Genomic DNA, 24,895 nt, shown 5'->3' on the forward strand with positions numbered 1-24,895 from the left:
ATAAAAGGAATTGAAAAATAACGATCGCTTTTTTCTCTGAATTATATTAAAATAATAGATGAAGTATGTGATATAGAGAGAGACTATGACGAAAAAAGTAGGTGTCGGTCGGGCACATAGTAAAATTATTTTGATAGGGGAACATGCTGTTGTATATGGTTACCCTGCGTTAGCCTTGCCTTTAAATAATATCGAAGTGACTTGTCGTATTCTACCGTCAAATCATACATGGGTTTTATACGAGGAAGATACCCTCTCTATGGCGGTTTTTGCTTCTTTAGAATTTTTAGGGATACAAGAGGCTGATATTCGGTGCGAGATTGAATCAATGGTACCTGAAAAGCGGGGAATGGGTTCTTCTGCGGCAGTGAGCATTGCTGCGATTCGAGCTGTCTTTGACTATTATGAACAAGATTTAGATAAAGAAACTCTTGAGATTTTAGCGAATCGAGCGGAGATGATTGCCCACATGAATCCGAGTGGATTGGATGCGAAGACTTGCTTGAGCGATCGTGCTATTAAATTTATCAAAAATGTTGGTTTTTCAGAGTTCGAGACGAATCTTGGAGCTTATCTTGTGATAGCAGACACAGGGATTTATGGGCATACACGCGAAGCGATTCAAAAGGTGGAGAGTATTGGAAGAAGGGCTTTGCCACATTTGCATCAGCTTGGTAAATTGACGAATGAAGTTGAAGCAGCGTTGAAAATTAAAGATTTAGAAGCAATTGGTATGGCTATGTCAGAAGCTCATCTCAGCCTAAAAAGTTTAGGTGTTAGTTGCCCAGAAGCAGATAAACTGGTTTCTATGGCGCAAGCAAATGGAGCACTTGGTGCGAAAATGAGCGGTGGTGGTCTTGGCGGTTGCATCATTGCTCTAGTGGTTAACAAAGAAAAAGCTAGTTGGCTATCCCAGTTATTGAGAGAGAAAGGAGCGGTGCATACATGGATCGAAAGTCTGTAAACGTGCGGTCTTATGCTAATATTGCCATTATCAAATATTGGGGTAAGAAAGATACTGCTAAGATGATTCCTGCGACGAGCAGCATTTCTTTGACCTTGGAAAATATGTACACAGAAACGAGCTTATCAAGTTTGCCGGTCAGTGCCCAGTCAGATGAATTTTACATCAATGGTATTTTGCAAGATCAAACTGAACACAAAAAAATGAGTGAAATTATAGATCGTTTCCGTCCTGCAGGATCTGGGTTTGTGCGAATTGATACAAAAAATAATATGCCGACAGCAGCAGGGTTATCTTCTAGTTCAAGCGGTTTATCTGCCCTCGTTAAGGCATGCAATGAATTTTTTGGACTACACTTGTCCACAAAACAACTGGCACAAAAAGCAAAATTAGCTTCTGGCTCGTCTTCGCGGAGCTTTTATGGTCCAATTTCGGCTTGGGACAAAGATAGCGGTGAAATTTATCCAGTAAAGACGGATTTGAAATTAGCCATGATTATGTTGGTCTTATATGATCAGAAAAAGCCTATTTCGAGTCGTGAAGGTATGAAACGGTGTGCAGAAACTTCAACAATATTTGATGATTGGGTGAGACAGTCAGAAGAAGATTACAAAGCTATGCTGATTTATCTTTCTAACAATCATTTTTCTAAAATTGGAGAACTAACAGAAAAAAATGCACTTGCCATGCATGCTACCACTCAGACTGCAACCCCCCCTTTTTCTTATTTGACCGAGAAAACTTATGAAGCGATGGATTTTGTTAAGCAATTACGAAGTGAGGGAGAGCGCTGCTATTTCACCATGGATGCAGGGCCAAATGTAAAAGTTTTGTGCTTAGAAGAAGATTTGGAACATTTAGTACCAATATTTGCTGAAAAATATCATCTCATTGTTTCTAAAACGAAGGAATTACCAGATGACTAAGACAGTAAGAACATGTGGGAAATTATATTTAGCAGGAGAATATTCTGTCTTGACGGCGGGGCAAGGAGCGATTTTGAAACATATTCCTATCTACATGACTGGGAAAATTCATTTTGCTGAACAGTATCACTTATTTTCAGATATGTTTGACCATGCTGTGGATCTGACACCTGATGATGATTACAGTCTCATTCAAGACACGGTTGCTGTCATGAATGAGTTTTTACAAAGTCAATCTATTTCATTAAGCCCGTTTTCTTTAACCATTACTGGAAAAATGGAACGAGATGGGAAAAAAATCGGTTTGGGGTCTAGTGGTAGCGTAGTGGTTGTGACGATAAGGGCGATAGCATCTTTGTTTGATGTGCCATTATCTGCGGATGAAACCTTTAAGTTGGCAGCCTATGTCCTCCTTAAACGGGGAGATAATGGTTCAATGGGGGATGTAGCTTGTATCGCCTATGAGGACTTGATTTATTACCAATCTTTTAATCGAAAAAAAATAGCAGAGCAGATCAATGAGCTTCCTTTAGAAAAGATAGTGACACAAGATTGGGGATACATTATCCGGACAATCCATCCACAGCTTCCATGTGATTTCCTCGTGGGCTGGACGAGAGAACCAGCTATTTCTAGCGTTCTCATCAATCAAGTCAAAGCAAAAATCTCATCAAGCTTTTTAACACAAACGCAAGAAGAAGTCCTTCGACTGGAGAAAGCGTTGCTTGTTGGTGAGAAAGAAATTGTGAAGCAAAGTCTAGAAAAAGTTAGTTGCCTCCTGCTGCAACTTAGCCCTGCTATTTATAATGAAAAATTGAGAGCTTTAAAAAGGTCTAGTCAAGGATTGGACTGTATGGCAAAAAGCAGCGGTGCTGGCGGTGGTGATTGTGGCATAGCCTTGTCTTTTGATTCCGAAGCCAGTCAAATCTTAGTGGAGCGTTGGCAAGCGGCAGGAATCGAGGTTTTATATAAGGAGAGGTGGGATAGATGAGCCGAAATCGTAAAGATGAACACATAAAGTACGCACTCAAGTACGAGTCGCCTTATAATAGTTTTGATGACATGGAGCTCATTCATTGCTCGCTTCCTAAGTATGATTTGGACGAGATTGATGTAACAACGCATTTTGCAGGTAGAGACTGGGAGTTTCCGTTTTACATTAATGCTATGACAGGTGGAAGCGAGAAGGGGAAAGACATCAATCAACGCTTAGCTCAAGTAGCGGAAGCGTGCGGTATTCTGTTTGTCACAGGATCTTACAGTGCTGCTTTGAATAATCCAGCGGATGATTCTTATGCCGTTAAAAAAGATAAGCCAGATCTACTCCTTGCAACGAATATTGGGCTGGATAAGCCGTATGAGTTAGGTCAGCATGCAATCACAGCTCTTCATCCTCTTTTTTTGCAAGTGCATGTGAACCTCATGCAAGAATTGCTCATGCCAGAAGGAGAACGCTCCTTTAAAACTTGGCGAGCACATTTAAAAGACTATGCTGAAAAAAGCACAGTTCCAATCGTACTAAAAGAAGTTGGTTTTGGTATGGACTTAGCGACGATTCAAACGGCTTATGACTTGGGTATCCGAACAGTAGACCTTTCTGGACGTGGCGGAACGAGCTTCGCCTATATTGAAAACAGGCGTGGCGGCAATCGAGATTATCTCAATGATTGGGGGCAGTCTACTCTCCAAGCCTTATTGAATGCTCGGTCGATGATGGATAAAATGGACCTTCTTGTTAGCGGCGGAGTACGTCAGCCGCTTGATATGGTTAAGGCATTTGTTTTAGGCGCTAAAGCTGTTGGGCTTTCGCGCACGATGTTAGAATTAATCGAGAGGTATTCAGTAACCGAAGTCATTTCTATTATCAATAGTTGGAAGGAAGATATACGCTTGATTATGTGTGCACTTGCTTGTCAAAATTTGACGGAGTTAAGGCAAGTACCTTATCTTTTGTATGGACGTTTGCGAGAAGCACAAAATCAAATGAAAAAAGAAACCCGATGAGTTGTTCACTTATCGGATTCTTTTTTGCTTATGATTTTTGACGAAAGTCTTCTAAAATTTCTTGTGCTCTTTTGAGACTAAAATTTTTCTCGGAAATGAGTTGAGAAACCAAAGGAGAGATTTCTGTGTCTTGAGCTCCGGCTAAAAGAGCGAGAGATTTAGCTTGCAGTTTCATGTGACCCTGCTGAATGCCGGTACTGACCAGTGCTTTCAAAGCCGCAAAGTTTTGTGCTAAACCAATAGACGCAATGATACTGGCTAACTCTTTGGCGGTTGGTTGGTTTAGCAAGTCAAAGCTAACTTCTACTGTAGGATTGAGTCCGATGGAACCGCCTTTTGTAGCGATGGGAAGTGGAAGAGTAATCTCTCCGTAGAGTGTTTGAGAAGCTTCCTTGATGGACCAAGTCGTCAATCCTTGATAAGTTCCATTTCTGCTAGCATAGGCATGTGCGCCCGCTTCAATTGCCCGCCAGTCATTTCCTGTTGCCAGTACGACGGCGTCAATCCCATTGAAGATTCCTTTGTTGTGGGTGCTGGCGCGATAAGGATCTTGCTTGGCAAATTGGCTTGCTAACACTATTTTCTTAGCAATATCAAGGGCTTCTGACTTATTTCGGTCGAGAAAACGGATATCAATTTCACAGGTGGCAGTTACTAAGGCTTCCGTCGCATAATTTGATAAAATTGCCATCAAGCTTTTACCACCAGATAACTCTTCTAATGGTGTTTTTAATGCTTCTAGCATGGTATTGAGGATATTGGCTCCCATAGCTTCTTGGGTGTCAACTGTTAGGTAGACGATTAGAAATTCAGCTTCACCATTTAGGTATTCTGCATGCAAATGGCGTGCTCCACCTCCACGTTTGACAATTGATGGATGGGCTTGATTTGCCAATTCTAGTAACTTTTGCTTCTTTTCCTGAATGTTGTTTATGGCATTTTTAATATCTGGCACATGATAAAGGGCAACTTGTCCAATCATTTGGCGATTGTGAATGGTTGTTTTGAAGCCTCCAGAACGTTTAATCATTTTTGCTGCAAAGCTGGCAGCCGCAACGACAGAAGGTTCTTCTGTTACAAAAGGAACTTGATAAACTTGTCCGTCTACCATGACATCGGGAACGAAGGCGTAAGGAAGGGCAAAGGTTCCGATGACATTTTCGCTCATCTGATCAGCCGTTGAAAGAGGAAGTGTGTGATTATATTCAAGGTTTGCTTGATTGTTTTCGGTTAGCAAGTGATAATCTTGCAGGAGCTTTAATCGTTCTTGTAGCGATTTTTTAGAAAAACCTGTCCAACTTAACTTCATGTTATTTTTCCACCTTGATGTATCTACGTTGGTGCTCAACAATTTCTGCTAAAGCAAAGTCTTGGTTTTCATAGTTTGTAAAGCTAGCAGATCCGTTTTTATCCAGATTTGCTTCTTCAAAAAATAGTTTCTCATAATCTGGAATGCTTAACAGCGTGCGATTGTTGAGTATTTCCATATGATTGGTTTGCAGTTGCTGCTTAAAGCCTGCTACGAGCTGACCACTAAAGATTTCTGACACAGCCCCGCTCCCATAGCTAAAAAGTGCAATCCGGTCACTTGCTTTAAGAGACGTACTATTTTCAAGCAGAGAAAGTAGACCTAAAAAGAGAGAGCCTGTGTAGATATTCCCAACCTTTTGGCTGTAAAGAATAGATTGCTTGAAATTCGCTTGTAGTTGCTCTTGCTGCTCAATTGGCAAACTCTTATCCATAATCTTTTTCAGCCCTTTTAAGGCTAGTTTGGGATAAGGCAGATGGAAGCAAACTGCTGCAAAATCTTTTAAGGACACTTGGTTGCGTTTTTGATATTCTATCCAAGTCGTTTCTAAACTATCCAAATATTGCTGAGTAGAATATAGACCATTGACAAACGGCGTTGTAGAATAATTTGGTCGCCAAAAGTCCATAATATCTCGCGTCTGAGCAACATTATCTTCATTAAAAATGAGAATCCGTGGGTTATTTGTGATGAGCATAGCCACTGCTCCAGCCCCTTGTGTTGGCTCTCCCGGTGTTTCAATACCGTATTTGGCAATGTCACTTGCAATGACCAATACTTTTGAACTAGGACGCTTTTCAACATGCAGCTTCGCATAATCCAGTGCGGCAGTAGCGCTATAGCAAGCCTCTTTCATTTCAAAGCTGCGTGCGAATGGCTGAATTCTGAGTAGACCATGAACAAAAACAGCGGAAGCCTTGCTTTGGTCAATTCCAGATTCGCTGGCTACGATAACCATGTCAATCTCATTTTTATCTTCTTCTGTCAAAATGGCTGCTGCAGCGCTTGCTCCCATCGTTACAATATCTTCTGTAACAGGAGCGACACTGAATTCCTTTACCAGAAGTCCCTTACTTAATTTTTCTGGCGCAATATTACGTGCCTCTGCTAAATCGGCTAACTTTAATACATAATTGGCTGTTGCAAAGCCAATTTTATCAATTCCAATGTTCATCATTACCTCTATATATTTTTCGATTTGATACCAAACTTATTCTATTCCATTTTATCATAATTAAAGTGGAAACTGAGAAAAAAGCCTTCTTGCGAAAAGAAAGACTTGGGACATTTTCAGGAGTTATGTCGAATTATGAGGAGCGATGCTTTTGTAGATAATGGTATAGTCTAAGCACCACTGTGCCACTTGCCATTCCGATCGAAATCACTAAGGCCAGAATTACCACTAGTGTGGCATTTACCATAGCGTGGCTATAATTTCCGGTAACGAAAAAAGCGGTTGTACGATAGGAAAGGTAACCTGGAACCAAAGGAGCCAAAATGGCTAAGATAAAAACGACTGCGGGCGTTTTGTAGAGAATACTCAACACTTGACTAGTGCAAGACCCAATAATAGCTGCGATGAACGTAGCAATGATGACATTTGTCGGACCTTTTAGTACATAATATAATAGCCAGATAAACATTCCAAGAGCTCCCCCTGGAATGAGTATGCTTTTTTGAACATTTAAAACGATTAAGAACGTTACAATCGCAAGAAAACTTGCGGCAGCTTGTAGTAAGACAATCAATGGATTCACCTTTTATTTCATTAGGACGAGAGCTACGGAAGTGCCTGCTCCTAGCGCTAGGGTAATTAGCAATGTTTCAAAGATTTTGCTCATTCCAGAGTTGAGATGATTGGTCATTAAATCACGTACAGCATTGGTTAGAGCAATACCAGGAACAAAAGGCATGACAGCACCTGCGATGATTAAGTCAGCACTTGAAGGAAAGCCAGAATAGCGTGCCCAGATTTGTGCCAGCAGTCCAAAAACAAAAGCACCGGCAAAAGCTGTGACAAAGGGAATACGCACATATTTATTAACCAAAAGAGAAAAAGAAAAGCCAAAGAAGGTCGCAAGAGCAGCTCCGAGTGCATCATAGAGATTGCCACCAAACATGATGGAGAAAAAAGGGGCACTAATAGTAGCAGCTAGCGTTAGCTGTTTATTTGTATAAGGCGCTTTTTTCTTTTTTAGCTGAGCTAATTTCTCAAACGCTTCTTCAAGAGTGATATCTCCACTAACAAGCTCGCGTGATACTTGATTGACATCACATACTTTTTCAATATTATAATTTGAGTGAGTAATCCGTTTCATACGCGAAATATTGGTGTTTTCAATTGAAAAGAAAATAGCAACTGGCATTGCGAGTGCATTACAATCCATAATTCCTTGAGAATGAGCAATCCGAATCATGGTATCTTCCACCCGATAAATTTCAGAACCACTTTGAAGTAGAAGCGTACCTGCTAACATCAGGACATCAACAGTTAGATTAAATTTGTCTTCCCTTTCTACATCTCTTTTCTCTACCATCTGTACACCCTTTTCTTTTAACTAACAATATCTCTATTATAGCATAAAAAAGAAGAAAACCAGCTGGAATTTCCAACTGGTTTTTGAGAATAGAATTGAATTAGCTAAGGGCATCATCCATTGAAAGCACTTCGTGGAAGACACGTTGAGTCAATTCAGTTTTTTGTTCTTTAGTAAGGTATTTGGTATTGACACAGTAACCTGAGATACGAACGATAACATCTTCACCATTCATAATCTTATCATAGACATCTTTAAGATCCATAACGTTCAAGTTGACGTGTTGTCCTCCATTTTCAAAGTAACCGTCAAGAATTGTGACCAAGTTATCCACTTGTTCTTCACGAGTCTTACCAAGAGCACGAGGTGAAACTTGTGTAGTGAGAGAGATACCATCTGCTGCATAGCCAAAGTCAAGGCTGGCTAGTGAGTTGAGGTTTTGCAACCAACCACCACGAGCTTTGTTAGATGGGTTCGCACCTGGTGAGAAAAATTCCAATTTAGATAAGTTCACTGAACCATCTTCGTTGAGGTATACCCCTTTGTGGACCGGTGAGTTACCAGTTTGTTTAGAGTAGGCAACGTTCGAAGTGATTGTAAGAAGGGATACAGTAGCTTCTGCGTTCTTGTAGAGTTTGTGGCTGCGCAGACGAGTAGTGTAAGCTTCAATCAACCATTCAGCCAATTCGTTTGAGCGAGGATCGTCTTCGCCCCAACGTGGGTATTCGCCAGTAGTTTCGTAGTCGTAGATATAACCATTTTCGTCACGGATTGGTTTGACCGTCGCATACTTAATAGCTGACAATGTATCAACTGTATTGGCAAATCCACAGATACCAAATCCCATATTAGCACGTTGGTGGGTTGGCAAGAAGGCCATTTGAACAGCTTCGTAGTTGTACTTATCTGTCATGTAGTGAATGATATTCAATGCATCTACGTAAGTATCTGTCAACCAATCGAGCGATTTTTCAAAGTTTGCCTTAACAGTATCAAAGTTAAGGACTTCATCACGAATAGGTTCAATGTCAAATACTTTGTAATCTTTGTGAACATCATCGTAACCACCGTTAAGACCTGTAAGAAGAGCTTTTAACACGTTTACACGAGCCCCGAAGTATTGGATGTTATGGCGTTGTTCTTCATTTTCTGGGTCAAGCGGAGACACACAGCATGAAATACAACTCATTTCACCATAGCCATCTTTCGCCATTGTTGTTACACCTTCGTATTGGATAGAAGAGTGCTTGTGGCTCATGTGCATGCAGTAATGACGGAATGCATATGGTAATTTATCTGTCCAAAGAACTGTTAAGTTTGGCTCTGGTGAGTTACCGATATTGTCAAGTGTATTCAAGAAACGGTAGTCCATTTTTGTCACACGGTGACGACCATCATTTCCCATACCTGCCATAGACGTTGTGATGAAGGTTGGGTCACCTGAGTAGAGTTGATCGTATGCTTTTGTACGAGCAAATTTTACAGTACGAAGTTTCAAGACGAAGTCATCAACAAATTCTTGGATTTCTGATTCTGTGAAAGTACCACGAGCAAGGTCGCGTTCTGCATAAATATCAAGAACGATTGGCACACGTCCAAGAGAAGTAGCAGCACCATTTACGACACGGCAGACAGCCATGAAAGCGATATTCACCCATTGGATAGCTTCTTTTACATTCATTGCAGGTCTACGAACATCAAGTCCGTAAAGGTCACCCAGGCGAACAACTTCTTTCAATGATTGGTATTGAAGGTTAATTTCTTCGCGGAGACGGATTGTTTCTTCGTCAATTTCAGTTAAGGCATTCCAATCTTCAACTTTTTCTGCCATCAAGTAATCTGCACCGTAAAGAGCAAGACGTGCGTAAACACCAATGATACGTCCGCGTGAGTAAGCATCTGGCAAACCTGTAACAGTATGCGCATGGCGTGCACGGCGGATATTTGTTGTGTAAGCACGGAAAATACCGTCATTTACAGTTGTTACATATTTTGTAAAAATTTCATGCATTTTAGGATCTGGTTCATAGCCATGTTCCTTCAAAGCAGTTTCCGCCATACGGATACCACCTTTTGGCATGAAGTTCAATTTAAACAATTCATCATTTTGGATACCATAAATCAATTCATTATCTTTGTCAATATATCCAGCTGGGATGTCAGCGATTGAAGTGGCGCGTGTATCCATTGGGAAACGCGTTTCTTCATAGTGTGCTTTTGTATCTTCAATGATTTTTTTAATGTGAAGAGAACGTTCAGTTGGTCCAGCTAAGAAACTTTCATCTCCATCATAAGGAGTGTAGTTTGCTTGTACAAAACGAGATACACTGGCTTTTTCTCGCCAATCTTCACCCTTGAAGCCTTCCCAGGCTTTGTCAAAAATATCTTGTGCTTCGACAACAGTTTTAACAACCATGTTTTTTCCTCTTGTATCTTTCTAGCAACAGAGAACTGTTACATTTATAAAGTAAGTATATCATATAGTAATCGTTTCCACAAATAGAATCTAGTTATAAAAGCACTTTCTTTTATAATACAGATTTAAAAACAAGAAATAATTGTATTATATATTTGAAAAAGCACAAGCTATTTTCAAATATTATATAAAAATTGTATAATGAAAGAACAGAAGCAAAAAAGGAGTTGTGTTGATGTTAATCTTTCCTCTAATCAATGATATGTCTCGGAAAATTATTCACATTGATATGGATGCATTTTTTGCCGCTATAGAAGAAAGAGATAATCCAGCACTAAAAGGTAAACCAGTCATCACTGGAGCTGATCCCCGTTTGACAGGTGGACGAGGCGTTGTCTCGACTTGTAATTATGAAGCGCGAAAGTTCGGCGTGCATTCAGCAATGAGTTCCAAAGAAGCGTACGAACGTTGTCCGCAAGCGATTTTCATTTCGGGAAATTATGAGAAATATCAGGCGGTTAGCCAGCAAATTCGAGAAATTTTCAGGCGATATACAGATGTGATTGAGCCCATTAGTATTGATGAAGCCTATCTAGATGTGACCAAAAATAAGCTGAGAATGAAATCTGCTGTCAAGATAGCCAAGTTAATCCAGCACGAGATATGGACAGAGCTTCATTTAACAAGTTCTGCGGGTGTTTCCTATAACAAATTTTTGGCAAAAATGGCTAGTGACTATGAAAAGCCTCACGGGCTGACCGTGGTTTTGCCGGGAGAAGCAGAATCTTTTCTGTCTCAAATGGATGTTGCCAAATTTTACGGTGTTGGGAAAAAGACAGTAGCAAAGCTGCATGATATGGGTGTTTATACGGGGGAAGATTTGTTGAAAATTTCTGAGATGACCTTGATTGATTTGTTTGGGCGGTTTGGTTTTGACCTTTATCGCAAGGCAAGAGGCATCAGCAATTCACCAGTGAAAGTCAATCGTATTCGTAAGTCTATTGGTAAGGAAAGGACTTACGGAAAATTACTGTATGACGAAGACGACATAAAAAAGGAATTGACACTTTTATCGCAAAAGGTTGCTCGTAGTTTAAAAAAACATGAAAAGTCTGGAAAGACGATTGTCCTGAAGATTCGTTATGCAGATTTTTCGACGTTGACAAAGAGGCAAAGTTTAGTGACCAGGACGCAAGATGCAGAGCAGATTGAGCGCATTGCACATGAGATTTATGATAGCTTAGATGAGCAAGCAAGAGGTGTACGCCTTTTGGGTGTGACAGTAACTGGATTTGGAATGTAAAATGAGGCTGAAACGAAAGTCTTCAGCCTCAAAAGATATGATGCAATAAATCAAGAGTGTAGTAGCTAATGGCTCAAAGTGATGCTTTGGGGTTGAAGTTAGGATTTGCGAAGGAAGTCCTTCTTCATTCACTTTTTTAGATCGGAAGAGGATTTTTGATGAACGCTTCGTTTTTGTCATTCACCAACTCAACAGTTTTTGGGTTGGTGAGCAATTCTGTGGGGGTGAGGTTAGGAATTAAAAATTTTCAAGTTTTAGTTCTGCCTCGCTCCTATTTTATATTATTCTCCAAAAATGTTCTGAATATCTTCATCCGTTATTCCAATCATGGGATTGATTTTCAAGAAATTTTCCTCAGTCAAGACATAGTTTTCCACAGTTGTTTCCAAATTATCCACAGAAGTGTGTATAACTTTTTCTACATTGAGAAAGTCTTCAAAGCGTTCTTTCAGGTAGGTTTTACGTGTTGTCCCAGTATTTTGGACAGCAAAAGCAAAGGCAGACTTTTCCCCAAGAAGAATCAATTTGCTCTTGGCGCGGGTGATAGCAGTATAGATAAGATTGCGTTGCAGCATGCGGTGGCTGCTGGACGTAATCGGTAAAATGACGACTGGAAATTCACTGCCCTGAGATTTGTGGATACTCATAGCGTATGCCAGACGAATCTTGTACCATTCACTGCGTTGATAAACAATCTCATTGCCGTCGAAATTGATAGTCAGTTCGTCCTGCTTAGAGTCCGTATATTTTGCTGGTAGCAAATCGGTGATATAGCCTAAATCACCATTAAACACATTGCTTTCAGCATCGTTGACCAGATGAATAACCCGATCGCCTTGTCGATATTGACCATCAGTTGCTTCAAAGACGAGTTGTTCTTTTTCGGCAGGATTAATCAGATCTTGCATGAGTTTATTGATGTGGTCAATGCCGGCTTGTCCACGGTACATAGGAGCAAGCACCTGCACACCTTGAGCTGGAATGCCACTGCGGATAGCAGCTTCTACAATACGTTCAATCATCTGCGGAATATGTTCACTACGCGCTTCAAAATAAGAACGATCTGCTTTTTTTTCAGTAAAGTCGGGCGGTAAAACACCTTTTTGAATCTGACTAGCTAAGGTAACAATCGTGGAAGCTTCGCCCTGCCGGTAAATTTTTTCTAATTTGGTCTGTGGAAGGAGGGGGATTTTCAGCAAATCTGCTAACACTTGTCCAGGACTGACAGAGGGTAGCTGGTCGGCATCTCCGACAATGAGTAGCTTGCTATTGGAAGAGATATTGCTGAGTAGTTGATTGGCTAACCAAGTATCTACCATTGAAAATTCGTCCACAATAATAAAATCTGCGTCCAAATAATCGTCTAAATGACTGGTGTCATCGTCTCCTGTCATGCCTAAATGCCGATGAATCGTCGCGCTTGGCAGTCCTGTTAATTCATTCATGCGTCTAGCAGCGCGCCCAGTTGGAGCGGCTAAAAGGATAGGTAAATCTTGAGATTTGTGTAAATCCAGACCATGTAGCAGAGCGTAGACAGCAATAATTCCATTGATAACGGTCGTTTTTCCAGTTCCAGGACCACCTGTTAAGATGAAAATTTTGTGCTGGATAGCATTGCAAATGGCTTGTTTCTGGATAGCATCATAGGAAATAGCAAATTCTTCCTCAATGTGAGTAAGAGCAGCTTCGATTTTTTCCGATTCATATTTATTTTGATTTTCCTTCTCCAGAATGCGTAAGAGATTGTTGCAGATTCCTTCTTCAGCAAAAAAGAGACTGTTTTCAAAAATCTTCGTATCGACATTTTGGACTTTATCTTCTTCAATCAAATGAGCTAGCTCATCTGCAACGGAATTTGGATCTAGTTCGATCTGTCGGGAGCTTTCCAGAAGTTCAATCGTATGTTCCAGAAGCTCTTTTGCTTCAAGATAGGTGTCGCCTTTTTCCATGGACTGGGTTAGAAGTGTGTGGAGTAATCCTGCACGGAAGCGCTCTGGAGCAGTACTTTCAATTCCTAAGCTTTGCGCCAGTTGGTCGGCAATTTTAAATCCTATTCCTTGAATATCTTCCACTAACTGATAAGGATAGTGTTCGACAATTTCGAGAGTCTCTTCTTTGTAAAAATCTTGAATCTGAAAGGCAAGTTTATTTGAAATGCCGTACTCAGATAGCTTTGCAAGGACTCGCTCGGTACCGTAGTTCTGTCTTAGTTTCATAATAAAGGCTTCGCGATTTTTAGCAGAAAGGCCTACAATATCATGTAATTTTTCAGGTTCTGCCAAGACCTTATCAATCGTGTTATCGCCATAGAGATCCACAATTTTTTGTGCTGTTTTTACACCGATTCCTTTAAAATGGTCGCTTGAAAAATATTTGACCAAGCCTTTGCTGGTTGGTTTAGCACGCTCATAGCGTATTAGTTTGAGCTGTTCACCATATTTAGGGTGTTGCACGAGATTTCCCCAGAAAGTATAGTCTTCCCCCTCTATAATATCTGCCATAGTGCCGGTGACAATAATCTCAAAATCATCAAAATCCGCATCGGTGTCGTCAATATTTAGCAACAGAATCCGAAAAAAACTGCTGGGATTTTCAAAGATAATACGTTCGATGGTACCTGAAAAGTAAAATTCCATAATTTTCCTGTTTAATACTAAAAGAATGGGAATGGGACAAAAGTCAGTATTGCGTAAGAAGTTACTTTTGTCGTCCCGCCTTCACATAAGCAACTAGCTTATCCACCTTTCTTGCCTGACAAGGAGCTAGAATGATTAACCAACCGTTATGATTTGTCATCAAAAAGATATGGTAAAAGTCTGGAAACGGATGTTCCAGACTCAAATAATCAAAGTAAAATTCCTTGACTAGAAAGTGCCAATTCTATTCAAAGGCCAGAAGCGGAATTTTGCTTCACCTTGAAGTTGACTAGCTTTAAACGTTCCTACCTGACGGCTATCTTTTGAAACGAGACGATCATCTCCTAGAAGCAGGTATTCACCTTTTGGAACTTCAATGGTGAAGTTTGTGTTGCCATTGGCATCTTGCGTAAAGGACTTGGCTTTATCTGCTAAAGATTGGAAATAGCTATTATAAGAATAGATTGACTGCAATTTATCTTCTTTGAATCTTGCTATATAGTTTTTAAGGTAGGGTTCATTAGTCTTTTTACCATTTATATAAAGTTGGTCATTTTCATAACGGATAGTGTCTCCGGGAAGACCGATAACACGCTTGACAATTTGCTTGGTTTTTCCATCTTCGTCTTTTTCGCTTGCAACGACAATATCAAAGCGATTGACAGGGAGGTGTTTGACCACAAATAAATATTCTCCGTTAGCTAAAGTCGGATCCATTGAATGACCATCTACCTTGACAGGAACCCAAAAAAAGGCGCGTGATAAGAATAGGATCGCCATAAAGAGGATAAAAAATCCCCATTCTTTCATAAATTTTGAAAAAGTAGTTGATTTTGCTTGCATAACTTACCTTTCTAGAAGTTTTTTGGCTTTTTCAGTATTTTTAAAATGTAGTTTTGCGCTTGCTTCCAAACTCTTCATACCGTAGGTTTGAAGAAGCTGACTTGCGATTTTATCGGACTTTACTCCTGCTCCGCTAGGTAATTCGTAGCCGAGCTCTTGACTTAAATTTTCAAGATTTTCTAAAAATAAGTCGCGTGCGATCATAGAACTGACTGCTACCGCTAGGTATTTGCCTTCGGCTTTTTCTTCTAACGTAATAGGGTTTGGAAAATGATTGCTTTCTCGCTGGAGATATTTTTGATAATTTTTGTCGCTGGTGAAAGCATCAATAACGATTTTTTGGGGCTGTACTCCTGTTTGTAGTAACAGATAAATAGCTTGATTGTGGAGAGCAACCTTGACAGAGACTGCATTATAGCCAGCAGCAATGACTTGGTTGTATTTTTTTGGAGACAGTAACAGAGCTTGGTGCTGAATCTTTTCCTTTAACAAAGGAACGATTTGCCTGATTTTCTGGTCTGTCAGGCTTTTAGAGTCATCAACTCCCAGCTTTCGTAGAAAATTATGCTGTTCTGGTGTGACAAAAGATGCTACAACAGCAAGTCCGCCGAAATAAGAACCGTTGCCGACTTCATCTGTCCCGATAAGAGGACAATTTTGCTGAGGAACTGTCGTTTCTTCTCTGGAAGACTGATAGCCAAAAAATTGTGCTGCCTGCTCTGCTTTTTCTCCTTGGAAGAGGATTTTTCCTGAAGTGTAGATGGAGGCAGTTGCCTTATCAAGCTTAAAAAGGTAACGAATATAAGGATTTTTACTAGAAACAAGCTGTTCCTGGTATTGGGCAACAAAATCTTGAATTTGTTTCTCACTGGGTTGTAAGGTAATACTTTCCATATTGTTATTGTACCATAAAAGTGATAAATTTCTTTAAAAACTGACAAAATGGCTTCCTTTTGGTATAATATTTTGAGGTGATTTTATGGCAAACTTAAATCGATACAAATTTATTTTCGGAAAGAAAAGCGTAACCTTAACAACAGAACACGATAATTTATTCATGGAAGAGGTCGAAAAGGTTGCGACAGAAAAATATCACGCAATTAAAGAAAAGATGCCTATGGCTGATGATGAAACACTAGCTATTTTACTGGCAGTCAATAGCTTAGCGACACAATTGTCACGTGAAATTGAGTTTGATGACAAGGAGCAAGAGCTGGAAGAACTTCGCAAGAAAGTGCTAGAAGCCAACAAGCAAAAAGTTAGTGAACAAGAGGAAACTGTATGATTTCGTTAGTGATTTTGCTGATTTTAGCTTGGAGTTTTTACATTGGCTACTCGCGCGGAATTGTACTACAAACTTATTATACTATTTCGGCGATCGTTTCAGCTATTATCGCAGGGCTACTATACCAATCTTTAGGTGAACAAATCAATCTTTTAGTACCTTATGCGAGTGCCCAGGAAGGGACATTTACGTATTTTTTCCCAAGTAGCCAATTGTTCCAGTTGGACAAGGTATTTTATGCTGGTCTGGCTTATCTCGTCATTTATACGATTGTGTATAGTGTAGCTCGTTTTATTGGAATTTTTATCCACTTGGTTCCAAATAAAAAAGCTAATGAGCGTTGGTACAATGTTGCTAGTGGTGTTTTAGCTCTTTGTGTTACCTTGTTTGGGATTCAAATGTTCCTAACTGTTTTGGCGACGATTCCCTTGCCAGTTGTTCAAAATCATCTCAATACAAGTAGTATAGCTCGTTTTATTATTAGTCACACACCGATTACTTCAGGAGTGTTAAAACAACTCTGGGTGACCAAAATCATTGGATAATACAAAGACTCAGTTGGTGGTGCTAGCTGAGTTTCTTTTTCATCGGGAAAGATAAGCATATGAATAGAAAAATTTTAGAAACATTAGAATTTGGGAAAATCAAGGCACTCTTTGAACCCTATCTGCTGACAGAACAAGGCCGTTTAGAGCTAGGACAGCTTTTTCCATCTAATAAACAGGAACGGTTGGAGACAGCATTTTTAGAAATGACGGACATGCAGCAGATTTTTGTGCAGCGTCCGCATTTCAGCTTGGCTGCGACTCAAGATATTACTGGACTGGCCAAGCGTTTGGAGCTGGAAGGCGACTTAAACATTGAAGAATTTCTCGCTCTGAAGCGGGTTTTAACTGTCACGCAAGAATTGACTGATTTCTATGATGAGTTGGAAAATGTTGATTTGCAACGCTTGAACCGTCTTTTTGAAAAATTACTGGCTTTTCCTAACCTGCAAGGATTGCTGCAAGCCATCAATGAGGGTGGATTTGTCGAAAGCTTTGCGAGTGACAATTTAGCTCGCATTCGCCGGAAAATTCAAGAAAATGAAGTTCAAGTGAGAGATATTTTGCAAGATATTCTCAAAACGAAGGGCGATATGTTGGTAGATCAAGTAGTAGCCAGTCGAAATGGTCGCAATGTTTTGCCAGTTAAGAATACATTTCGTAATCGGATTTCAGGCGTGATACATGATATTTCTGCTAGTGGAAATACAGTATATATCGAGCCGAGGGCAGTAGTCAACCTCAATGAAGAAATCACCAATGCGCAGGCAGACGAGCGTCATGAGATTCTACGTATCTTGCAAGAGTTGTCCGATCGAATACGTCCTCATATTGTTGAAATTGCTAATAACGCTTGGATTATTGGGCATTTGGATCTAGTTCGGGCAAAAGTGTGTTTTATGCAGGAGAGAGGCGCGGTGGTGCCGATGCTGTCTGATAGTAAGGATATTCGCCTGCTCCATGTTACTCATCCCTTGATAGAAAATGCAGTGGCTAATGATTTGTACTTTGCGTCGGATTTAACGGAAATCGTCATTACTGGTCCTAATACAGGTGGGAAGACCATTATGCTCAAAACCCTAGGCTTGGCTCAGCTTATGGCACAGTCTGGCCTGCCTATTTTGGCAGATGAAGGGAGCCGAGTGGGGATTTTTGACCAAATCTTTGCGGACATTGGAGACGAGCAGTCTATTGAGCAGAGCTTATCGACTTTCTCTAGCCACATGACCAATATTGTTGCCATTTTAGAGCAGTCAGACGAAAATTCTTTGGTGCTTTTGGACGAGCTGGGAGCTGGAACTGATCCGCAGGAAGGAGCAGCTCTTGCAATGGCCATCCTTGAGGACTTGCGGCTGCGGCAGGTTAAGACAATGGCAACGACTCATTACCCGGAGCTTAAGGCCTATGGGATTGAAATGGCTGGCGTACAAAATGCTAGCATGGAGTTTGATACGGCAAGTCTAAGACCAACTTATCGCTTTATGCAGGGAGTGCCGGGCTGCTCCAATGCCTTTGAGATCGCAAGGCGTTTAGGTCTATCTGATAGAGTGATCAAGGATGCTCAAGAATTGACCGATACGGACAGCGATGTTAATCGCGTTATTGAGCGCTTGGAAGAGCAGACCTTGGAAAGCCGCAAGCGGTTGGATAATATCCGAGAGGTGGAGCAAGAAAATCTCAAATTTAACCGCGCTCTTAAAAAGCTCTACAATGAGTTCAATCTGGAAAAAGAAACTGAGCTAAATAAGGCAAGGCTGGAAGCGCAGGAAATCATTGATGTGGCGCTGACCGAGAGTGATACGATTCTCAAAAATCTACATGCTAAGTCCAGTCTCAAACCGCACGAAATTATCGAAGCCAAAAGCCAGCTGAAAAAATTGGCTCCTGAAACGGTGGATTTGTCACAGAATAAAGTGTTGAAACAAGCCAAAAAAGCACGGAAACCAAAAGTGGGAGACGATATTCTGGTGATTAGCTACGGTCAGAGAGGGACACTTGTCAATCAGCTCAAGGACGGCCGCTGGGAAGCACAAGTTGGGCTCATCAAAATGACCTTGGAGGAAGCAGAGTTTAATCTGCTCAAATCTGAAAAAGAACAACCTAAGCGCAAGCAGGTCAATGTGGTGAAACGAACAACCACAAGCGGACCAAGAGCCCGACTGGATTTGCGAGGAAAACGTTATGAAGAAGCCATGCAAGAGCTGGACACCTTTATCGACCAAGCCCTGCTCAACAATATGGCACAGGTGGACATTATCCACGGAATTGGGACAGGCGTCATTCGCGAAGGCGTCACCAAATATCTCCGCCGTAACAAGCATGTCAAGAGTTTTGGCTATGCACCGCAAAATGCCGGAGGCAGCGGAGCAACGATTGTGGTGTTTAAGTAATGCAGAGTTGATGAACAAAGCAAGGCTGTTCAGGATAAAAAAAGAAAGATAGAAGAGAGGAAACATTTATGAGACAAAAAGGTATGCAAGATTCTTGTACGACGATTTTAGTTGGGAAAAAAGCGAGTTATGATGGTTCAACTATCGTTGCACGTACAGAAGATTCACAAAATGGTGTGTTTACGCCCAAGAAATTTATTGTTGTTAGCCCAGAAGATCAGCCGCGGCATTACAAATCTGTGCTGTCAACCTTTGAGATAGATTTACCGGACAATCCAGTCCGCTATACAGCAGTACCTGACGCCATTCCTAAGGACGGGATTTGGGGCGAAGCAGGCATCAATGTTTACAATGTAGCCATGAGCGAGACAGAGACGATTACCACGAATAGTCGAGTATTGGGGGCCGATCCTTTGGTAGCGACTGGTATCGGAGAAGAAGATATGCTGACCTTGGTGTTGCCTTATATCAAAACGGCGCGTGAGGGCGTGCTGCGCTTAGGAAAGATTCTTGAAGAATACGGCACCTATGAGTCAAATGGGATTGCTTTTTCTGATGTGGACGAAATCTGGTGGCTGGAGACAATCGGCGGACATCACTGGATGGCACGACGCGTGCCTGACGATGCCTATGTGACCAATCCAAACCAGCTAGGCCTTGATTATTTTGAATTTGATAACCCAGAGCATTTCCTCTGCCATCCAAATCTTAAAAGTTTTATCGAGGAAAATCATCTCAATCTTAATTACTCGAATGAGGGCTTCAATCCGCGCTATGCTTTTGGTAGCCAGAAGGACAAGGATCGCCATTACAATACACCGCGGGCTTGGGATATTCAGCGTTTTCTCAATCCGGAAATTGAGCAAGACCCACGCTCCTTTTTCCTTCCTTGGTGCCAAAAATCATACCGTAAAATCACGATTGAAGATGTCAAGTATGTTCTCAGCGGTCATTACCAAGACTCTCCTTATGATCCTTATGACTTAGAAGGTACATCTCACAGTCAGCGGACCTTCCGCACGATTGGGATTAACCGTACAAGTCAAACGTCGATCTTGCAGTTGAGACCCAATAAACCGCAAGAAACAACGGGCATTCAATGGTTGTCCTATGGTTCTATGCCTTACAATACGGCGGTGCCTTTCTTTACCCAAGTCTCTACAACACCAGCCTACTTTGCCAACACGACGGACAAGGTTTCGACGGATTCCTTCTACTGGACCAATCGCTTAATTGCTACTTTGGCTGATGCTCATTTTTCTAGTCATCTGGGAGATTTAGATGATTACCAAGAAACAACCATGGCTCTGGGGCATGAAATGATTGGTCGAGTTGACCGATCTTTGGCAAATGGCGATCCAGTTGACTTTGAAGCAGAAAACCAGGCGATAAGTGATAAAGTACAAGAAGCAACTGACCAACTTCTAGATAAAATCCTCTTAGACGCTAGCAACTTGATGACGAATCATTTTTCTTTGAGTGACTAACTCTGCTCCGTAACACATTCTGTCACAATAGATGTTAATCTTAAGTACTTGCTGATTTATAAAAGACTATTTCTGGAATTATTGAATGCTAATCTGCTCCGTAGCAAATATTTTGCAAATTTCTCTTTTTAGTGTAGAATGTTGTCAAGAAATGAAATAGAGCGATGACATCGGTCATCGTCAGAGGAGAATAATATGGTAACAGCAATTACAGATGCAAATTTTGCAGAAAAAACAAAAGACGGACTTGTCCTCATTGACTTTTCGGCAGTATGGTGTGGTCCTTGCCGCATGCAAACACCGATTTTAGAGAAATTAGCCGAAGAAGTGCATGAAGATGAATTGAAGATTTTCAAAATGGATGTGGATGCAAATCCAGCCACACCAGCTGAATTTGGGATTATGTCTATTCCAACACTTCTCTTTAAAAAAGATGGGCAAGTAGTGAAAAAACTGGTTGGTGTTCATTCAAAAGATCAGTTGAAAGCTATTGTAGCGGAATTGAGCTAATGATCCTATCAAAAGACAGCCTTACAATTTGTAAGGCTGTCTTTTTGTGATAAAAATAGAGGGGCACTGCCCCTCTACCTCTCTGCTAAGGCAGAGATATTAATGATTGCGTACTTTTTTGATAGCTTCTTTCAGCTGGCCGAAAGTTGTCGCTTCCTTACTGTTTAGGTCAAGCTCAGAAACTTTTCCATTTGCGTCAACAGTTTTACCTACTTTAGAAGAGATGTTTCCTTTAGAATAAGAGAAAGCAACACCAGTCGTTCCTTCTTCATCGCCAGGGACTTCTTCGGCAATGATTTTGTCGTTGTCATTCACCCCTGCAAAGAATTGATCGATTTGTTCTTGCGGTGCATGTTTATATTGTTCAACGAATTTTTGAACCGTATAATTTTCTTTTGTTGGCACCGTTTTAACTTGGTCATTTGCAGCAGCAGGGAAAGCTACGCTATAGCAAAGAATACCGAGTGTCAAAGCACTCACTGTTGATAAAGTGATTTTTGTTTTGATTTTCATGATAGGTACCTCGTGAATCTTATGTTTATAATTGTGTATGATGAAATTCCTTAGCCCATTGGTATCACCCCATTTCCATAAAATAAAGTGATGACGTCTTCTCACTTATATTATACAGTAAAAGAATAAGGACTTCAAGATGGCTAAGATTTGAAAATGTAGAAAATCCAGTATATTATTTTACCAATTTTCTACTACATAACGTGTTCCGGAAACAGGGTTGAAAGTATAATAGAGCATACCATTTTGACTCCAAATATATTTACGTCCTTCGCGAGCATAGAGAGCAGTTCCTGCTAGGGAACCTTTATAAGTACTAATAGCTTGTCCTAAATCTCCTACACGTCCGTCATCTCCAGAACTAGTCCATGCAAGGTAGCCTCCTGTTCCGCTAGCTGGATAAAAACGGTAACCAGAGAATCGCCACCCAGATCCGCTAAATGGTTCAGAACGATAAGCTTCCCCATTTGCTAAATAGCGAACAGATACTCCGTATGGAGACGGTCCTCTAAAAAGAGTAATACCGTTATTAAATAACTTATCTCCACTTACAGTAGGATCTTTTTTGTTTTGCTGTTTTAATTCTTTAACAGTCATTAAAACACCATCGTTTTCTTCTACGTGCTCTTTAGAGAAATTAGAACTACCGTCTTTTTTTACGATAAATCCACCTTCTGGGCAAGCAATTACAACTTGATTATCTTTTAACCCTTCATATGGGTCATTGCTAAGTGGTTTACTTGGAAGTGGATTTGCTGGTTTTTCCGCAGCAAAAACATTAGATGAAAGAGCGCTGACTCCGATAAGCGAGAATGCTAATACAGTCTTTGTTATAAAACGAAAATATTTTTTATCCATAAAAATCCCTTCTTTCTATTTGAATATTTAAATTGCAAAAATTGACTATAACAATAAAAATCTAATAAATAAACGACCTAGCGCATGATAATCACCCCCTTGTTGTTTATAAAATCAAAATCCCCACCATCCTTCAGGTATAATTGAAAGAATTATTACAAGCAGAGATAAGCGAAATAAAGTTTTTATGATTTTATGTTTTATGGTTATTCCCTCCTTTCGCCTATTATGATACAATAAAAATAGGCAACGTTTTCAAAATGTCTTATTTTTTCACCTAAAATATTTCAAAGAGGTAAAGCTATGTATCAAGATATTGGTAAAGTATATAAACAAATTCGTACATCTAAGGGATTTACCCAAAAAGAAGTTTGTGGAGATTGGATGTCACGATCAAATCTTTCTAAATTTGAAAGTGGTCAAAGTATGACTAGTTATCAGACGATGGATCATTTACTGCGGAAGATTGATATGACGTTTGAAGAGTTTAATTATCTTTATGAGATAAATTACAGCAATTTGAGACAAAGAATTATTCATGATGTAACGAATTATTTATCATTTTATAATACTAAGAAATTAAAAAAATTAGGTGAAATGTGTGAAGAATATCTAAATACTGTTACTAACGATGATTTAGCTATAGAAAACATTCAAATGATTTTAAAAATCATTATTGAAATAAGACAGGGGAATAAAAATGAGCATGCACAACAATTAGCAGAGATTTTATGGAAAGAAATTGAAGGACGAGATACATGGTATGAAAGTGAGTTAAGGATTCTTTCAACAATACTATTTTATTTCCCGATAGAATCACTTAAAAATATAACAGATAAAATTTTATATAGTTTAGATAAATATAAACATTACAAAGATATGGAAAACCATAGCTTTTCGCTTTTAACAAACCTGGCAGGTATGTATTTGTGGAATAATTATTTTAATGATTGTTGTCGTATTACAAATCGTGCATTTGAGTTGGCTAGGAAGTTGAAACGTTATGATCAGTTGGGCTTCTCGCAGGTTCGGTTGGGTATCTGTAGGCATGACGAACAGTTAATTACTCAAGGGCTACAGTTATTAGAATTAACAGGGGAATTAGAATTTCATCGTATCCTTACAGAAGAAGTTCGTCATTTCCATCGTTCGGATTTTTAATCATTCTTTTTCAGAAAATTTCCTATAATTTCCCATTCATGTTATACTAAATGAGATGATTTTTCTGAATTTTGTTGACTGATGAGGTGAAACGAGACAATTTCACTTCGTCCGCGCGGCTGACAAGGCAAACGGCTTGTAGTTCAGACCGTCTGCCCGGCGGACGAGATAAATTTCTTTTGATTCATGCTGTCCGCCGGGCGGACGGAGTAAACCAAAAGGAAGAGAAACTTTCCGCCGAGCGGACGAAGCAAACGAAAAGTAGTTGAGGTCATCCGCCGCGCTGATGGAAAAAGGAGAAGTCATTGAGACGGTCACTTTAAGTGACAAATAAAAAAGGAAAGAAGGAATGTATGAAGCAAGAAAAGCTCATTGGACTTAAAATTAGTAATCTCCGCTCAGCCGAGTTTGTTCAGTTCATCACTCGATTTTTAGATGATGTGGAAAAAGAAGGGTTAGACTTCAAAAATGAAGAAGTGTTAGCTGCTTTGGTAAAGAAGCTAAAAGTGGCTCTGCCAGCTTATCAGGCTTCGCTGGGTCAGATTCGGGCGATCGAAAAGTCAGCGTCTATTAGCGCGGCTGACGAGTTGCGTGACGCGGATTTGCAAGCTCTTCGTGATGCGATTAAGCCTTATCGGGCAGCCAAGCGTGAAGAGGAAAAGTCAGCGTATGAAAGTTTGAAACGCCTCTTTGAGCAGTACAAGGGTGCACACACCAAGCACTACGAGGAAGAAACAGCCCTCATTGACAGCTTGCTGGAAAAACTCAAAACAGCCCCCTATAAGGAGCAGGTGGGGACTTTGGCGATTGGGAAATTTGTTGACAATCTGACGGAGAGCCACGCCGCTTTTGAGCAACTCTTTGCCTCCCGCTCACAAGAGAAGTTACAAAAAGTGAGCTATGATGTTAAACAATTGCGCAAAGAAGTGGCGACACCTTACCAACAGTTGGCGGACTATGTCGAAATTTTAAGTCAGGTCAAATCAGATGAGTTTTACCAAAATGTCCTTTCCGTACTCAACAACAGCCGCAAATACTATGCGGATATTCTTGCCCGCCGCAAGGGGAAAGTGCCTAAAGTAGAAGTGAACTAATTAAAAAATGAGGTTGGGATCTTCCCAACTTTTTTGTACTCGTAGATGAGGTGAAAGCCAGATAAATTATCCTTGACGACAGAGTACGTGCGCCGATAAGACTCGGATATGGTA

22 protein-coding genes are annotated in these 24,895 nt (G+C 40.4%); 12 read left to right on the forward strand and 10 right to left on the reverse strand.

Features of this window, described 5'->3' with window-relative positions; genetic code table 11:
* Positions 1–85 precede the first annotated feature (85 nt).
* Genes mvk through fni form a run of 4 tightly spaced genes read left to right on the forward strand, consistent with a single transcriptional unit; the run spans position 86 to position 3,894 of the window.
* Positions 86–964: a mevalonate kinase gene (gene mvk, locus H8787_RS01015; protein WP_187328040.1), complete on the forward strand. Its 879-nt coding sequence runs from the start codon at positions 86–88 to the stop codon at positions 962–964.
* A complete protein-coding gene (gene mvaD, locus H8787_RS01020) occupies positions 946–1,890 on the forward strand; it encodes a diphosphomevalonate decarboxylase (RefSeq protein ID WP_187328041.1) in 945 nt (314 codons plus the stop codon). The genes mvk and mvaD overlap by 19 nt, the downstream gene beginning before the upstream one ends.
* Positions 1,883–2,881 (forward strand): phosphomevalonate kinase, encoded by a 999-nt coding sequence (locus H8787_RS01025; RefSeq protein ID WP_003070945.1) that lies wholly within the window; start codon positions 1,883–1,885, stop codon positions 2,879–2,881. Before mvaD ends, H8787_RS01025 begins: the two co-directional genes overlap by 8 nt.
* On the forward strand, positions 2,878–3,894 hold the full coding sequence (gene fni / locus H8787_RS01030; RefSeq protein ID WP_006270648.1) for a type 2 isopentenyl-diphosphate Delta-isomerase: 1,017 nt from the start codon (positions 2,878–2,880) through the stop codon (positions 3,892–3,894). The genes H8787_RS01025 and fni overlap by 4 nt, the downstream gene beginning before the upstream one ends.
* 28 nt (positions 3,895–3,922) lie before the next feature.
* On the opposite strand, the gene H8787_RS01035 is transcribed toward fni, so the two are convergent.
* From H8787_RS01035 to pflB, 5 genes are all read right to left on the reverse strand, one after another.
* Positions 3,923–5,203, reverse strand: a complete 1,281-nt coding sequence (locus tag H8787_RS01035; RefSeq protein ID WP_187328042.1) for a hydroxymethylglutaryl-CoA reductase, degradative — start codon at positions 5,201–5,203, stop codon at positions 3,923–3,925.
* A gap of 1 nt (position 5,204) precedes the next feature.
* Positions 5,205–6,377 (reverse strand): hydroxymethylglutaryl-CoA synthase, encoded by a 1,173-nt coding sequence (locus H8787_RS01040; protein ID WP_003070942.1) that lies wholly within the window; start codon positions 6,375–6,377, stop codon positions 5,205–5,207.
* A 133-nt stretch (positions 6,378–6,510) separates the two neighbouring features.
* Positions 6,511–6,951 carry a threonine/serine exporter family protein gene (locus H8787_RS01045; RefSeq protein WP_048800288.1) on the reverse strand — a complete coding sequence of 147 codons (441 nt, stop codon included), beginning with the start codon at positions 6,949–6,951 and terminating at the stop codon, positions 6,511–6,513.
* Between the two features lie 12 nt (positions 6,952–6,963).
* Positions 6,964–7,740 carry a threonine/serine exporter family protein gene (locus H8787_RS01050; protein ID WP_003070940.1) on the reverse strand — a complete coding sequence of 259 codons (777 nt, stop codon included), beginning with the start codon at positions 7,738–7,740 and terminating at the stop codon, positions 6,964–6,966.
* 100 nt (positions 7,741–7,840) lie between these two features.
* Positions 7,841–10,156, reverse strand: a complete 2,316-nt coding sequence (pflB, locus tag H8787_RS01055) for a formate C-acetyltransferase (protein ID WP_006270642.1) — start codon at positions 10,154–10,156, stop codon at positions 7,841–7,843.
* 235 nt (positions 10,157–10,391) lie between these two features.
* Between pflB and dinB the strand changes: the two genes are divergently transcribed.
* Entirely contained in the window at positions 10,392–11,459 is a 1,068-nt protein-coding gene (gene dinB / locus H8787_RS01060) for a DNA polymerase IV (protein ID WP_187328043.1), read from the forward strand.
* A gap of 281 nt (positions 11,460–11,740) precedes the next feature.
* Here dinB and H8787_RS01065 read toward each other — a convergent pair whose 3' ends face one another.
* The 3 genes from H8787_RS01065 to rnhC all read right to left on the reverse strand — a co-directional run bounded on the left by H8787_RS01065 (position 11,741) and on the right by rnhC (position 15,832).
* Positions 11,741–14,095, reverse strand: a complete 2,355-nt coding sequence (locus H8787_RS01065) for an ATP-dependent RecD-like DNA helicase (protein ID WP_187328044.1) — start codon at positions 14,093–14,095, stop codon at positions 11,741–11,743.
* A gap of 228 nt (positions 14,096–14,323) precedes the next feature.
* Positions 14,324–14,938, reverse strand: a complete 615-nt coding sequence (gene lepB, locus H8787_RS01070; RefSeq protein ID WP_187328045.1) for a signal peptidase I — start codon at positions 14,936–14,938, stop codon at positions 14,324–14,326.
* A 3-nt stretch (positions 14,939–14,941) separates the two neighbouring features.
* On the reverse strand, positions 14,942–15,832 hold the full coding sequence (rnhC, locus tag H8787_RS01075) for a ribonuclease HIII (RefSeq protein ID WP_039677444.1): 891 nt from the start codon (positions 15,830–15,832) through the stop codon (positions 14,942–14,944).
* 85 nt (positions 15,833–15,917) lie between these two features.
* On the opposite strand from rnhC, the gene H8787_RS01080 reads away from it, so the two are divergent.
* From H8787_RS01080 to trxA, 5 genes are all read left to right on the forward strand, one after another.
* A complete protein-coding gene (locus H8787_RS01080) occupies positions 15,918–16,223 on the forward strand; it encodes a hypothetical protein (RefSeq protein ID WP_003070932.1) in 306 nt (101 codons plus the stop codon).
* Positions 16,220–16,768: a CvpA family protein gene (locus tag H8787_RS01085; RefSeq protein WP_003070931.1), complete on the forward strand. Its 549-nt coding sequence runs from the start codon at positions 16,220–16,222 to the stop codon at positions 16,766–16,768. Before H8787_RS01080 ends, H8787_RS01085 begins: the two co-directional genes overlap by 4 nt.
* A 59-nt stretch (positions 16,769–16,827) precedes the next feature.
* A complete protein-coding gene (locus H8787_RS01090) occupies positions 16,828–19,158 on the forward strand; it encodes an endonuclease MutS2 (protein WP_187328046.1) in 2,331 nt (776 codons plus the stop codon).
* Positions 19,159–19,226: 68 nt separating this feature from the next.
* Positions 19,227–20,645, forward strand: a complete 1,419-nt coding sequence (locus H8787_RS01095; RefSeq protein ID WP_187328047.1) for a C69 family dipeptidase — start codon at positions 19,227–19,229, stop codon at positions 20,643–20,645.
* 195 nt (positions 20,646–20,840) lie between these two features.
* Positions 20,841–21,155, forward strand: a complete 315-nt coding sequence (gene trxA / locus H8787_RS01100) for a thioredoxin (protein ID WP_049476324.1) — start codon at positions 20,841–20,843, stop codon at positions 21,153–21,155.
* A gap of 99 nt (positions 21,156–21,254) precedes the next feature.
* Here trxA and H8787_RS01105 read toward each other — a convergent pair whose 3' ends face one another.
* Positions 21,255–21,668 (reverse strand): hypothetical protein, encoded by a 414-nt coding sequence (locus tag H8787_RS01105; protein ID WP_003070926.1) that lies wholly within the window; start codon positions 21,666–21,668, stop codon positions 21,255–21,257.
* A 180-nt stretch (positions 21,669–21,848) separates the two neighbouring features.
* Positions 21,849–22,526, reverse strand: coding sequence for a hypothetical protein (locus H8787_RS01110; protein WP_187328048.1), 678 nt, complete (start codon positions 22,524–22,526; stop codon positions 21,849–21,851).
* A 303-nt stretch (positions 22,527–22,829) separates the two neighbouring features.
* On the opposite strand from H8787_RS01110, the gene H8787_RS01115 reads away from it, so the two are divergent.
* Together H8787_RS01115 and H8787_RS01120 are read left to right on the forward strand one after the other, a co-directional pair.
* Positions 22,830–23,687: a helix-turn-helix domain-containing protein gene (locus H8787_RS01115; protein ID WP_187328049.1), complete on the forward strand. Its 858-nt coding sequence runs from the start codon at positions 22,830–22,832 to the stop codon at positions 23,685–23,687.
* 353 nt (positions 23,688–24,040) lie between these two features.
* Entirely contained in the window at positions 24,041–24,781 is a 741-nt protein-coding gene (locus H8787_RS01120) for a DUF6261 family protein (RefSeq protein WP_187328050.1), read from the forward strand.
* The last annotated feature ends 114 nt before the right edge of the window (positions 24,782–24,895 follow it).

Origin of the sequence: Streptococcus sp. NSJ-72, assembly GCF_014334035.1 — a bacterium.
GTDB classification, from domain to species: Bacteria; Bacillota; Bacilli; order Lactobacillales; family Streptococcaceae; genus Streptococcus; species Streptococcus constellatus.